The organism is Leclercia sp. UBA5076, from assembly GCF_002416465.1.
In the GTDB taxonomy this organism is placed as follows: Bacteria; Pseudomonadota; Gammaproteobacteria; order Enterobacterales; family Enterobacteriaceae; genus Enterobacter.
In genome coordinates this window covers 222,067-234,917 of the sequence record NZ_DIAO01000020.1, presented here as the reverse complement: position 1 = coordinate 234,917, position 12,851 = coordinate 222,067, and the positions used below count along the sequence as shown (strand labels likewise).

Here is a 12,851-nt window from a genome sequence, read left to right as displayed (position 1 = left end):
TGGTCGGCGAGAGAGGATTCGAACCTCCGACCCACTGGTCCCAAACCAGTTGCGCTACCAAGCTGCGCTACTCGCCGAATGCGGAGCGCATCTTACTGCTACGCTCTGCCTCCGTCAATCCCTTATTTTGCAAAAGCCTTTCGATCGGCTATAAAGTCGCCAGGCCCGTTACTTTGCGGCTTTCGCGGCGCTGTCCGGCACTTTACACCAGTTGTTATTCTCGTTAATCCCGCCGTCCGGCGAGGTGTAACCGAGGCAACCGAGAATGGTGTCGTACAGTTCCACATGACGACGAGCCACCTTCATATCCGCCTGCGCTTTAAGATGCGCAAACATTTTGGCTTTCTCCGGGTTCTCCAGATACTTATCAGACATCCACACCATCATCGGTACGCGGAACTGCTCCGGCGGGGCCATCTTGCGCGGCGTACCATGCAGGTGCTCTTTCTCGTTAATCGACTCACCGTGGTCGGCGGCATAGAAAACAATGGCTTTCTTATCGCGCAGCTGGTCAATCACGCTGTCGATAAAGTGATCCACATAGGTCACCGAGTTGTCGTAAGAGTTGATCAGCTGCTGTTTACTACAGTCTTTATCCACGCCTTTACACTCCGGCGTCCATTTCGCAAAGCTACGCGGATAACGCTGGGTATAGTTAAAGTGCGACCCTTTGGTATGCAGGATAATCAGATGTTTACCGTTCGGGTTGCTCTCCAGCGAGCGTTGCATCTCGTCGATCAGCAGCATGTCGTCCACGCTTTTACCGCGGTTACGCGGCTCAGCGCCAATCTGTTCACGGTAGGCAATGTTGTTGGCCATGGTATTGCTGTAGAACCACATCTCGCTCTGCATCGCATAGAGGTCGGAGGTAAAGCCCAACTGACGCAGCACTGAGAAAACGTTCTGCTCTTTCAGCGTTCGCTGTGGGTTATCGCTCGCCCCGCCCTCACGCACGAACATGCAGCGCAACGAGAGTTTGGTCGCGGTATCGCAGGAGTAACCGCGGAAGGCGACAAGGTTTTTCTCCTGCGCCAGTTTCGGTGTGGTATCCCGCTCATAGCCCAGAATGCCCATGTGATCCCAGCGCGTGGTTTCACCGATAATGAAGACAACGTAGGTGTCATCCAGATCCGAAGGCGCCTGATAGGTGAATTTCTTCGCCGGATTCAACAGCGATTTATTGTCGGAAGATTCATCCACCTGCGCCCAGGCGTATAACCCCAGCGCGGAGATCCAGTTTGAAGGCAGATAGGAGTTCGCCACCACGCCGCCATAGCTCGGCATATCCACGCCGGAGGTACGCTCGACATTCTTCTGCTGTAAATCCAGCAGGCGGATAGGTCCCCAGACCATTAAGCCTGCCAGCACCACCACCGCAGCGCTTCTGGTGCGCTGTCCGGGGGTACGCAGCTGGCGCAACAACGTATAGCGGCAGCGGTTGTTCCAGATAAGCAGTAGCGGCAGGATGCTGACGCAAACCAGCCAGAGAATAAAGTGTAAACCGACCACCTCTTTCGAGAGGTCGATATCTGTGGTCATCACCGAAGCAATAATGCCGTAGCCGATCACCACGTTCATAAAGGTCATGTAATAGCTGGCACCTGCCGAGCACAGCACCACCAGCGTGGCGAGTACCCGCCAGACACGGCGGCCAAACAGCGACAGCAAACGCAGTAAAAAGAAGGTAACCAGTACAGTAGCAACCAGTTCAACGACCGCAGCGATTCCTTTCCAGGCGGTAAAGTCTTGCGCGTAACCGTCAAACCGACGGAAAAAAACCGCGCCATTCATAAACAGACCGATGTACAACGCAAGTAAAAAGCTGAGCTTTTGTTGCGTCATCGCTTTGATATATTTCATTAATGCAACCTGGAAAAAGGTAAAGTAGAGCCGCTTCACTCTTGGTCAAAAAGTGAACAGGTTATTTCATTGCCTGGGAGTACGTTATAAGAAACGTCTTTAAGCGCGGTAAGTAGACCACAGGGAAAAGAAAAAGTGGCAGCAGAGAATGTGATCCCTGCAAATATTTACAAAAAAACAAGTCCGATGGCCTACAACCGGCCTGTTCTTTACAGTTTATAAAAACAAAAAGGGCCGGAATATCCGGCCCTTAGAGGTAGTTTTAATCAAGCATGCGCTTGTTGCAACACTTCACGCTGCGGCTGGCGAATAGTGGTGGACAGGGCCAGAGACAGGATAAGTAAGGCGAATATTACGCAGAAAGTCACATAAAAACCGCCGAACAGCGAAGCAATAAGCGAACCGCAAATACTGCCGATACCAAAACCTAAATAAATAACGCCATAGTTTTTCGCCAGATTATTCAGGCCGAAGAACTCACTGACCAGCGACGGGAAGACGGTGATGGTGCCGCCGAAGTTAAACGCGACGCAGGCGATAGCCGCAAAGAAGGTCACTTCGTTGAGCGGGGCGAAAAGCAGAGCCGCCATTCCCACCAGGGAAACCACCTGGCCGAGGGTAATGACACGGATACGGGCAATTTTATCGGAGAGGATCCCCAGCACCAGGCGACCAGAGAGGTTGGCGATAGAGATAATGGTTACCGCGTTGGCCGCTGTTGCCGCATCCAGTTTTACCATCCCCTGGGCGATATCTTTCGCTACGCCAATCACATACAGACCGCTCATGCAGGCCGTCAGGAACATCACAGCCAGCATCCAGTACTGCGGCTTACGCATCGACTGGGCCAGCGTAAAGTCATTCTCGACAACGCCATTGACCGTCTGCACCTCCTGCTGCGGCGCATCTTTCATCAGGGTAGCGCCAAACAGGATCATCACCAGCACGATTGCGCCCCAGATCATAAAGGTCTTTTCAAGGCCGACGGTGGCGAGTAACTGGCTGTCGATAAATTTGAAGCCCAGGCTGCCAAGGCCATAAGAACCGATGGCAAAGGCGGAGATCAGCCCTTTACGCTCCGGGAACCATTTCACACAGTTCGACAGGGTTAAGAGATAGCCTGCACCATCCGCCAGCCCGACCAGCACCCCGGCGCTCAGCCACAGCATCATCAGATTGTTGGAATAGGCGGTCAGGAAGAAGCCCAGCCCCAGCAACACACCGGAAGCCATCGTGACGCGCTTCACGCCGAAGCGTTCCTGTAATTTACCGGCGATGGACGAAGAGAGCGCCAGGCCCAGGCTCAGCAAACCAAAGGAGAAAGCCACCTGGCTTATCGGGGCATTGAGTTTGTCGGAAAGGGCGCTGTTAAACAGGCTCCAGGTATAGACCGACCCCAGAGCGAACTGGGTCACGATAGTACCGAAGAGGGTCAGCCAGCGGGTGCGGTTGTAAGTTGAAGTGTTCATGGCAGTTGTCCTGCAGCAGAAAAAAGGGAAATTCACTGCTGACAACGATATCCAAAACCTTACCTTACCAGGGGTAAAACGGCATGAAATGCAGAGGGCGTGGAATGAAATGCCGAAAATCAGGAATGAATGGCCTGGACAACCGTCTGAACCGCACCGGAGAAGGCTCGCTTCCGGCGCTGCACAGGCGATTTACGTGCCTAATTCAGAACCTGGCGCTGACGCCGAGGGTATAAAGGTAATCCTCGCCGGTGGTCATATTTTCAGCCTGCGACATCGAGGCATAGGCCGCCATATGAGGATTGATCAGCATATCGGCCCCGACGGTGACATCCATCCAGTTACCGTATTGGGTGGACGGCACCAGGCGTCCCAGGCCGGACTGCATTTTCCACTGATTATCACCGAACTGCTGGTTATAACTGATTTGCGCCCACGGTCGCACATCGCCCACGCGCGTATCCACGCGCCAGCCGAGCGTACTTACGCTGGCGTGCCACAGCGGGTCGATCAGCGACTGCGTGTTCACGCTATCGCCAAACTCGTTGTACATATTGGGCGTGGAGCCGTCATAGTGCCAGGCGGCAACCGGTCCGGTCGTGAAACGGCGGGCCACGGGAATACTCCAGCCCACACTCATTGAGCTGGTAGCCTCCACAGGAGAGGAATCAGGTAAATTCAGCGCTAAACCGGGCGTATTCTGCGAGGAGAGGATCCGCTCTTTGAGAATGTCCTCATACCGCGGTTGGTGATCGTCGTCCCATGTATAACGCTCGGTGGTATTACTTTTTGTATCCGAAACGATATATTCCTGTTGCCAGGCGTTTGCTGTGTTGCCTGAAATCAGACAGGCCAACAAGCTCGCCATACCTGTCACGGCATGGCGGCCACTGATATTTTTTATCATCATCAAAGCGACTCCAGAGAAGAGCCGAGTTCGGCGATATTTGTGTTTGTTTAATTGAGGCCAGGTTGCAACATGAGGGATGTTGCGTATCAACCTGTATTAACTATTGTCTCTTTAGGTGACACGTCAAGCCGGGTCGATTGAAATTTTTGTAATTTCAGGAGCAAATAGGGAGAGAAACGATGCAACGTTGTGGCTGGGTTAGCCAGGATCCGCTTTATATCGCCTATCACGATCAAGAGTGGGGCGTACCGGAAACTGACGGAAAGCATTTATTCGAGATGATCTGTCTCGAAGGTCAGCAGGCCGGTTTATCCTGGATCACCGTGCTTAAAAAACGGGAAAACTATCGTCAGGCCTTTCACCAGTTTGATCCGGTCCTTGTCGCCGGGATGACCTCTGCCGATGTCGACAGGTTAGTGCTGGACGCGGGGATTATCCGCCATCGCGGCAAAATCGAAGCCATTATCGGCAACGCCCGGGCCTATCTGGCGATGGAAGAGAACGGCGAGCGCTTTTCCGATTTCGTCTGGTCTTTTGTCGATAACATCCCGCAGGTGACCCAGGCGGCGACGCTTGCAGAGATCCCCACCTCTACGCCAGCCTCAGATGCCCTGTCGAAGGCGCTGAAAAAGCGCGGCTTTAAATTCGTGGGCACCACCATCTGTTACTCCTTTATGCAGGCCTGCGGGCTGGTCAACGATCACGTCACCGCCTGCCACTGTCACCCCGGAGGTCAACATGATCCGCAAATGGCTCAATGACGATGTCGAGCCCCTGCTGACACTCTGGCTGGAGAGCACCACCGTCGCCCATCCCTTTATCGATGCGCAATACTGGCTGGAGAGCAAAGCGGTGGTGCGAGAGGTTTACCTGCCGTCGGCCGAGACATGGGTATGGGAAGAGAAAGGCCAGCTTCGCGGGTTTATCAGCGTGATGGAATCCCGGTTTATCGGCGCGCTGTTTGTCGATCCGGCCTTTGCGGGCAAAGGGATCGGGCATGCGCTGATAAAACATGTTCAGCAGCGCTACCCCTCTTTAAGTCTCGAGGTCTACCAGAAGAACAATCGGGCGGTGAATTTCTACCACGCTCAGGGCTTTCGCATTGAAGACAGCGCCTGGCAGGAAGATACCCAACACCCGACCTGGCTTATGAGCTGGCAGGCGGATCAAACGCCGTCAGCGTAAGCGCCGGCCCCTGATATTTTTCCAGCCACGCCAGCGCAGTATTTCCCGCGCAGCCATTCCCCAGCTTCGAGCTGGGGAGATCTTTGGTCAGCACGTTGACCGCCCCGTTCTTACAAATCCCGTCGTTATCAGGATCCAGATCCGGCCATGCCCCCTGATGAATGCAGATCACCCCCGGCTTGATGCCCTCGCTGACCACCGCGCCTGCCAGGACCTGCCCGCGATGGTTCCAGACGCGGACCACGTCGCCATCGGCAATACCGCGCGCGCTGGCGTCATCCGGGTGGAGCGTCACCGGCTCGCGTCCGGCCACCGCATACTGCTCGCGCAGTGAGGAGTAGTTCAACTGGCTGTGCAGACGATGCGCCGGATGGGCAGAGAGAATTTGTAACTGCCCCGGCTCAGCATTGCCATGCCACTCGTCCGGCGCCAGCCACATCGGGTGCGGCGGACAGTCGGCATACTGGAAGCTGGCGATCCGCTCGGAGTAAATCACGATTTTGCCGCTCTCGGTTTTAAGCGGATGGCCCTCGGGATCGCGACGGAAATCCGCGAAGCGCACGAATCTGGCGTTCACCTCAGATTCCGGCATTTCGACGATATCATTGGCTTCCCAGAACTCGGCGAAGGGTGCTAAGGTCACTCCCTGTGCCGCGCCGCGCTGCCCGGCAATCTCATAGAACGTCTCCAGCCACTCCAGATCGGTTTTACCTTCGGTGAAACGCTCGCCGCCGCCCGGCTCCCAGCGCTCGCTCAGCTCGGCAAACACATCAAGATCGTCACGCGCTTCATCGCGCGGCGCCACAACCCGCTTCATCGGCACCATATGCTGGTTGCTGTAGTCGCCGGTCATGGTCATGTCGTTGCGTTCAAACGAGGTGGTCGCCGGCAGCACGATATCGGCATGCTTCGCCGCCGCCGTCCAGAAACATTCGGAGATTACCACCAGCTCCGGTTTTTGCCAGGCGCGGATCAGGCGGTTGGTATCCTGATGATGGGTAAAGTTAGCCCCGCCTGCCCACCAGACAAAGCGGATATCCGGGAAGTGGCGATCCAGGCCGTTGTGCTGATAAAAACCGCCGGGATTTTCCAGGGCTTCCACAATGCGGGCGACCGGGATCTTATCCACCGCGTCGGTACCGCCCTTGACCGAACCCTGCATCGAGGCCAGCACCGCCGCCCGACGCGTCGGGTTACCGCCATTAGCAAAGTGATACGACAGGCCAAAGCCGCCACCCGGCGTACCAATCTGGCCGAGCATCGCCGCGAGGGTGACCAGCATCCAGTGTTTTTGCTCACCAAACTGCTGGCGCTGCATCCCCCACCCCGCCATCAGCATGGTGGTGTTATTGTGGAATAACGCCGCCAGTTCACGAATTTTATCTGCCGGAACGCCACAAATGTCGGCGGCCCACTCGGCGGTTTTGGGGATACCGTCCGTCGTTCCAAGCAGGTAGTCAGCAAATTTTTCATACCCGGAGGTACAGCGGGCAAGAAACGCCTCATCCTGCCAGCCATTCTCAACCAGCGTATGGGCGATGCCGAGCATCATCGCCACATCGGTGCCCATATGCGGGGCGATCCACTCGGCGCGCTCGCCAAAGAAATCCATGGTTTCGGAGCGCATCGGATCGATGCAGATCAGGCGCTTGCCGCTTTTACGCAGCGCGTCGAAATAGGGGATGCCCTGCTCGTCGCTGGCGTTCCAGGCGATCTTAAGGGTGTTGAGCGGGTTGGCGCTCCAGAGCACCACCACCTCGCTGTGCTCCAGCACCAGCGGCCAGCTGGTCTGCTGCTGATACACTTCGTTGCCGCCCACCACATACGGCATGATGGCCTGCGCCGCACCGGTGGAGTAGTCCCCCAGATGGCCGGTATAGCCGCCCGCCAGGCTCATATAGCGCTGAAGCAGGGTTGCGGCTTTGTGCAGCACGCCATTGGAACGCCAGCCGTACGAACCGGCGAAAATGGACGATGGGCCATAGCTCTGGCGAATGCGTTTATGCTGCGCATCGATAAGCGTCAGCGCCTCATCCCAGCTGACGCGCACAAACTCATCCTGCTCACGCACCCCCTGCGGATTATCCGGCGAGGCGAGAAACCCCTTACGCACCATCGGCCAGCGCACGCGGGTTTTGCTGTGCACCTGGTCGCGCACCGCGGTCTGCAGGGAGTTGGGATAGGTTGTCGGCAACGCGCCGCGGGATGACAGCACCGTCTCGCCGTCGGTCTCGACCAGCATGGGCCCCCAGTGGGCTGCAGTCAGAATGGTTTTCGTTGAAGTGGTCACAGCGTGTGCTCCTGGATTGCCGGTTGCAGGTTTTCTCAGCCTTCATTGAGGCTGTTTATGATTAGACACAAATTTAAGAGTTATCCCCGGAATTTTCTCCGTAACTGGACGTCATAATCAACCGCCACGCCCATCGTGGCAAAGAATAAAAAAGCTTAAGGAAAGAAGATGAAAAAAAGCGCACTTATGATTGCCGCCGTGGTGAGCGGCGCACTGGTTGTTTCAGGCTGCACAACGAACCCTTACACCGGCGAACGCGAAGCGGGTAAATCAGGCATTGGCGCAGGCCTCGGCTCCCTGGTCGGCGCAGGTGTTGGCGCACTCTCCTCCTCGAAAAAAGATCGCGGCAAAGGGGCGCTGATTGGCGCCGCAGCAGGCGCAGCCCTGGGTGGCGGCGTCGGTTATTACATGGACGTGCAGGAAGCGAAGCTGCGCGACAAAATGCAGGGCACCGGCGTGAGCGTAACCCGCAGCGGCGATAACATCATTCTGAACATGCCAAACAACGTCACCTTCGACAGCAACAGCTCAACGCTGAAACCGGCGGGGGCCAATACCCTGACCGGCGTGGCGATGGTGCTCAAGGAGTACGAAAAAACCGCGGTGAACGTGCTGGGCTATACCGACAGCACCGGCAGCCAGGATCTGAACATGCGTCTCTCCCAGCAACGTGCTGACGCGGTGGCCAGCTCGCTGATCACCCAGGGCGTAGCGGCGACCCGTATTCGCACCAGCGGTATGGGCCCGGCGAATCCGATCGCCAGCAACAGCACGGCGGAAGGCAAAGCGCAGAACCGTCGCGTTGAGATCACCTTAAGCCCGATTCAGTAAGTGTTGTGCCGGGTGGCGGCATCGCCTGCCCGGCCAGTCGTCCCGGTAAGCGTAGCGCCACCGGGCATTTTCGCGCTAAGGTATGCTCACCCAAGGCAAGGAAACCAGCGATGAGCAAATCAACACGGCCCACCATCAGCGATGTGGCGAAAGCCGCAAAAACCGGTAAGACCAGCATCTCCCGTTACCTCAACGGCGAAAAACACCTGCTGTCCGACGCGCTGTTAGCCCGCATTGAACAGGCCATTGCCGATCTCGACTATCGTCCCAGCCTGATGGCCCGGGGACTGAAGCGCGGGCGAACCCGCCTGATCGGGCTTATCCTCGCCGATATTACCAACCCCTACTCTGTTAACGTCCTCAGCGGCATCGAAGCCGCCTGCCGGGAAAAAGGCTTCACCCCGCTGGTGTGTAACACTAACAACGAACTTGACCAGGAGCTGCACTACCTCGATCTTCTGCGCAGCTATCAGGTAGAGGGCATTGTGGTTAACGCCGTGGGAATGCGTGAAGAGGGACTGAACCGCCTGCAACAGTCCGCCCTGCCGATGGTGCTGATTGACCGCAAAATCCCGGATTTCGCCTGTGATGTGGTAGGGCTGGACAACACCCAGGCCGCCACCACCGCCACGGAACATCTTATAGAGCAAGGGTTTGAAGCGATTCTGTTCCTGAGCGAACCGCTGGGGATGGTCAACACCCGTCGCGAGCGCCTCAGCGCGTTTCGCGCGACCCTCGCCCGTTATACTGGCGTGATCGCCGAGAACGTCGAAATCCCCCTCCATGAAGCCGGACAGATGGACAGTGCCCTGCGCCAGTTCCATACCCGTCATCGCGGCATGCGCAAGGCGGTCATCTCCGCTAACGGCGCCTTAACGCTACAGGTCGCCCGATCGCTTAAGCGCATCGGCCTGCACTGGGGCAGCGATATCGGTCTGCTGGGCTTTGACGAGCTGGAGTGGGCCGAGCTGGCCGGTGTCGGCATCACCACCCTCAAACAGCCCACCTGGCAGATTGGCTTCGCCGCCGTCGAGCAGGTGATTCGCCGGATCAACGGCGCCGATGAAGCGGTCCGGGAGCAGGTCTTCTCCGGGGAGCTGATCGTGCGCGGTTCCACGGCGCGTTAATCCCCCTTCGTGATGGCGATCATAAATCCGGCATCCTGAACTTTTCTTTGGAACCGGTTCCATCTAGCGTAAAGAGTATCAGCTACGTGATGGAGTCCGCCGATGGGCAGAAAAATTATTGTTGTCACCGCCGCGTATGGCGCTGACCAGGTACGGCAAGCGGGTGGGCAGCGCGCCATGCTGCCGGTTATCGCCGGGGCAGGCGCGGATGGCGTCGAGATCCGCCGGGAGTTATTCAGCGATGCCGAACTGGCAACCTTACCCACCCTTGCCGAGTCCATTGAACTGCTCGGCCTGTTGGCCTGCTACTCCGCCCCCGATGCACTGTTTAGCGCGGATGGCACCCTCAACCCACTGCTGCCCCGCTACCTTGCCGAGGCCGCGACGCTCAACGCCCTGTGGCTGAAAGTCTCCCTCGGCAACTTCAGCGATAAGCAGCAGCTCGATGCGCTGCGCGCCCTGCTCGATGACACCGGCATGACGCTGGTGGTGGAAAACGACCAGACGCGTTGCGGCCAGCTGGCGCCGATGCAGCGCTTCAAGGCGGCCTGCCGGGTAATGAGCCTGCCGGTCACGCTGACATTTGATATGGGCAACTGGCTGTGGGTGGGTGAGTCACCGGAAGAAGCCGCGAAGCATCTGGCGCCCGCGGTGAGCTATATCCACGTTAAGGCCGCCGTTCCTCATCAGCAGCAGTATCGCGCCGTGCCGCCCGACCAGGACAGCACCCGCTGGCAGGCCCTGCTGGAGCAACTGCCCGGCGATGTCCCACGCGGGATCGAGTTTCCGCTTGAAGGGCCAGATCTGACGGCGGTCACCCGTCATTACGTCAATTTACTGCGGGAGGCGTAAGCGATGCCGAATAGTCTGGATGTCATCACCATTGGTGAAGCGATGGCCATGTTTGTGGCTACCCACACCGGCGACTTAAGCGAAGTCGATCGCTTTATGAAGCGCGTCGCGGGTGCCGAGCTGAACGTCGCCACCGGGCTGGCGCGCCTGGGCCTGAAGGTGAGCTGGGTGAGCCGCGTCGGCAATGACAGCTTCGGCCAGTTTGTGCTCGACACCCTGAAAAAAGAGGGGATCGAGACCGCAGGCGTGACCATAGACGACCGTTATCCGACGGGCTTCCAGCTTAAATCAAAAGTCACCGATGGAACCGATCCCATTGTGGAGTATTTCCGCAAAGGCTCGGCAGCCAGCCATCTCTCCGTTGAAGATTTCAATCCGATCGGGTTTACCGCAGCCAGGCATCTGCACCTGAGCGGCGTGGCGGCCGCATTGTCCGCCAGCTCTTACGCCCTGCTCGATCACGCGGCGGGCGCCATGAAAGCCGCGGGGAAAACCCTTTCGTTCGATCCCAATCTGCGCCCGGTGCTGTGGAAAAGCGAAGCGGAGATGGTGGAGAAGCTGAACCACCTCGCCTTCCAGGCCAACTGGGTGCTACCCGGCCTGAAAGAGGGCCTCATCCTGACCGGGGAAAACACCCCGGAAGGGATCGCCGATTTTTACCTGAACCGGGGCGTGAAGGCCGTGATCCTGAAAACCGGTGCCGACGGCGCCTGGTATAAAACCGCCGATGGCGAGCAGGGTGCCGTGGCGGCAGTGAAGGTCGAGAACGTCGTCGATACCGTCGGCGCGGGAGACGGCTTTGCTGTTGGTGTGGTCAGCGCCTTGCTGGAAGGCAAAACGCTGCATCAGGCCGTCACGCGCGGCAATGTTATCGGCTCGCTGGCGATCCAGGTTCAGGGCGACAGCGAAGGATTACCCACCCGGGCGCAACTGGACGCATAACTTCCCTCTCCCTACAGGGGAGAGTGGGCTAACGATTAAACCACCGTGTACCCTACAGACAACGGCGGTAACCCCCTCAACGACAGAGGCAAGCCTATGAACAATGCAACAAACGCAGTAAAACGCTGGTGGTACATCATGCCTGTCGTGTTTATCACGTACAGCCTGGCGTACCTTGATCGTGCGAACTTTAGCTTCGCGTCTGCCGCAGGCATTACGGAAGACCTGGGGATCACCAAAGGCGTCTCCTCGCTGCTGGGGGCCCTCTTCTTCCTCGGTTACTTCTTTTTCCAGATCCCTGGCGCCATCTATGCCGAACGCCGCAGCGTCCGCAAATTGATCTTCATCTGCCTGATTCTCTGGGGTGCCTGCGCCTCCCTCACCGGGGTGGTGAATAACATCCCGGCGCTGGCGGCCATTCGTTTTATTCTTGGCGTAGTGGAGGCGGCGGTCATGCCCGCGATGCTGATCTACATCAGCAACTGGTTTACCAAATCCGAACGCTCGCGCGCCAATACCTTCCTTATTCTCGGCAACCCGGTCACGGTACTGTGGATGTCGGTGGTCTCCGGATATCTGATCCAGTCCTTCGGCTGGCGTGAGATGTTCATTATTGAAGGTGTGCCGGCCATTATCTGGGCCTTCTGCTGGTGGGTGCTGGTGAAAGACAAACCGGCCCAGGCCAAATGGCTCTCTGAAGATGAAAAAGCGGCCCTGCAGGCGCAGCTGGATAAAGAGCAGCAGGGACTGAAAGCGGTGCGTAACTACGGCGAAGCCTTCCGCTCCCGCAACGTGGTACTGCTGTGCATGCAATATTTCACCTGGAGTATCGGCGTTTACGGTTTTGTTCTGTGGCTGCCGTCTATCATCCGTAGCGCGGGCGATAACCTCGGCATGGTTGAAGTGGGCTGGCTCTCCTCCGTGCCTTATCTGGCTGCAACCATCGCCATGATTGTGGTCTCCTGGGCGTCGGACAAACTGCAAAACCGCAAGCTGTTCGTCTGGCCGCTGCTGTTGATTGCCGCTTGTGCCTTTATCGGTTCGTGGGCGGTGGGCGCGAACCACTTCTGGGTTTCCTATACGCTGCTGGTGATCGCCGGTGCGGCGATGTATGCCCCGTATGGTCCGTTCTTTGCCATCATCCCGGAAATGCTGCCGCGTAACGTGGCGGGCGGCGCGATGGCGCTCATCAACAGCATGGGTGCGCTGGGCTCGTTCTTTGGTTCATGGTTCGTGGGCTATCTGAACGGTGTGACCGGCGGCCCGTCAGCCTCGTACATCTTTATGGGGGTGGCGCTTTTTGCCTCGGTGTGGCTTACTTTAATTGTTAAGCCTGCTAATAATCAAAATATTCCCGTCGGCGCACGCCACGCCTGAATCCTTTT

The 12,851-nt window shown here is 57.5% G+C and carries 11 protein-coding genes and 1 tRNA gene; 7 read left to right on the top strand and 5 right to left on the bottom strand.

Annotation, left to right across the window (positions count from 1 at the left end; all coding sequences use genetic code 11):
• The 4 genes from B3X29_RS21080 to B3X29_RS21065 form a co-directional block, all read right to left on the bottom strand.
• Positions 1-77 (bottom strand) — tRNA-Pro (locus B3X29_RS21080).
• Between the two features lie 91 nt (positions 78-168).
• Positions 169-1,860: a kdo(2)-lipid A phosphoethanolamine 7''-transferase gene (eptB, locus tag B3X29_RS21075; RefSeq protein ID WP_103177790.1), complete on the bottom strand. Its 1,692-nt coding sequence runs from the start codon at positions 1,858-1,860 to the stop codon at positions 169-171.
• Between the two features lie 266 nt (positions 1,861-2,126).
• Positions 2,127-3,329, bottom strand: coding sequence for an L-lactate MFS transporter (locus tag B3X29_RS21070; protein WP_103177789.1), 1,203 nt, complete (start codon positions 3,327-3,329; stop codon positions 2,127-2,129).
• 205 nt (positions 3,330-3,534) lie between these two features.
• A complete protein-coding gene (locus tag B3X29_RS21065) occupies positions 3,535-4,239 on the bottom strand; it encodes an autotransporter domain-containing protein (protein ID WP_103177788.1) in 705 nt (234 codons plus the stop codon).
• A 179-nt stretch (positions 4,240-4,418) separates the two neighbouring features.
• Here B3X29_RS21065 and tag point away from each other — a divergent pair, with 179 nt between their 5' ends.
• Together tag and B3X29_RS21055 are read left to right on the top strand one after the other, a co-directional pair.
• The gene (gene tag, locus B3X29_RS21060) at positions 4,419-5,000 is read left to right on the top strand and encodes a DNA-3-methyladenine glycosylase I (protein ID WP_103177787.1); all 582 of its coding nucleotides are present in this window, start codon (positions 4,419-4,421) and stop codon (positions 4,998-5,000) included.
• On the top strand, positions 4,978-5,424 hold the full coding sequence (locus B3X29_RS21055) for an N-acetyltransferase (RefSeq protein ID WP_103177786.1): 447 nt from the start codon (positions 4,978-4,980) through the stop codon (positions 5,422-5,424). Before tag ends, B3X29_RS21055 begins: the two co-directional genes overlap by 23 nt.
• Here the strand turns inward: B3X29_RS21055 and B3X29_RS21050 are convergent.
• Positions 5,387-7,714, bottom strand: coding sequence for a molybdopterin guanine dinucleotide-containing S/N-oxide reductase (locus B3X29_RS21050; RefSeq protein WP_159340390.1), 2,328 nt, complete (start codon positions 7,712-7,714; stop codon positions 5,387-5,389). The genes B3X29_RS21055 and B3X29_RS21050 overlap by 38 nt on opposite strands.
• 168 nt (positions 7,715-7,882) lie before the next feature.
• Between B3X29_RS21050 and B3X29_RS21045 the strand changes: the two genes are divergently transcribed.
• From B3X29_RS21045 to B3X29_RS21025, 5 genes are all read left to right on the top strand, one after another.
• Entirely contained in the window at positions 7,883-8,545 is a 663-nt protein-coding gene (locus B3X29_RS21045) for an OmpA family lipoprotein (RefSeq protein WP_103177784.1), read from the top strand.
• A 110-nt stretch (positions 8,546-8,655) separates the two neighbouring features.
• Positions 8,656-9,672: a LacI family DNA-binding transcriptional regulator gene (locus B3X29_RS21040; RefSeq protein ID WP_156653707.1), complete on the top strand. Its 1,017-nt coding sequence runs from the start codon at positions 8,656-8,658 to the stop codon at positions 9,670-9,672.
• Between the two features lie 102 nt (positions 9,673-9,774).
• Positions 9,775-10,524, top strand: coding sequence for a sugar phosphate isomerase/epimerase family protein (locus B3X29_RS21035; RefSeq protein ID WP_114385542.1), 750 nt, complete (start codon positions 9,775-9,777; stop codon positions 10,522-10,524).
• Between the two features lie 3 nt (positions 10,525-10,527).
• Positions 10,528-11,466: a sugar kinase gene (locus B3X29_RS21030; protein WP_159340391.1), complete on the top strand. Its 939-nt coding sequence runs from the start codon at positions 10,528-10,530 to the stop codon at positions 11,464-11,466.
• Between the two features lie 96 nt (positions 11,467-11,562).
• On the top strand, positions 11,563-12,843 hold the full coding sequence (locus tag B3X29_RS21025; protein WP_103177780.1) for an MFS transporter: 1,281 nt from the start codon (positions 11,563-11,565) through the stop codon (positions 12,841-12,843).
• The last annotated feature ends 8 nt before the right edge of the window (positions 12,844-12,851 follow it).

Excerpts from the sequence above, each read along its gene's own strand:
- eptB (WP_103177790.1), bottom strand. The coding sequence starts at position 1,860 with ATGAAATATATCAAAGCGATGACGCAACAAAAGCTCAGCTTTTTACTT.
- B3X29_RS21040 (WP_156653707.1), top strand. The coding sequence starts at position 8,656 with ATGAGCAAATCAACACGGCCCACCATCAGCGATGTGGCGAAAGCCGCA.
- B3X29_RS21065 (WP_103177788.1), bottom strand. The coding sequence starts at position 4,239 with ATGATGATAAAAAATATCAGTGGCCGCCATGCCGTGACAGGTATGGCG.
- B3X29_RS21055 (WP_103177786.1), top strand. The coding sequence starts at position 4,978 with ATGATCCGCAAATGGCTCAATGACGATGTCGAGCCCCTGCTGACACTC.
- B3X29_RS21045 (WP_103177784.1), top strand. The coding sequence starts at position 7,883 with ATGAAAAAAAGCGCACTTATGATTGCCGCCGTGGTGAGCGGCGCACTG.
- B3X29_RS21070 (WP_103177789.1), bottom strand. The coding sequence starts at position 3,329 with ATGAACACTTCAACTTACAACCGCACCCGCTGGCTGACCCTCTTCGGT.
- tag (WP_103177787.1), top strand. The coding sequence starts at position 4,419 with ATGCAACGTTGTGGCTGGGTTAGCCAGGATCCGCTTTATATCGCCTAT.
- B3X29_RS21030 (WP_159340391.1), top strand. The coding sequence starts at position 10,528 with ATGCCGAATAGTCTGGATGTCATCACCATTGGTGAAGCGATGGCCATG.
- B3X29_RS21035 (WP_114385542.1), top strand. The coding sequence starts at position 9,775 with ATGGGCAGAAAAATTATTGTTGTCACCGCCGCGTATGGCGCTGACCAG.
- B3X29_RS21025 (WP_103177780.1), top strand. The coding sequence starts at position 11,563 with ATGAACAATGCAACAAACGCAGTAAAACGCTGGTGGTACATCATGCCT.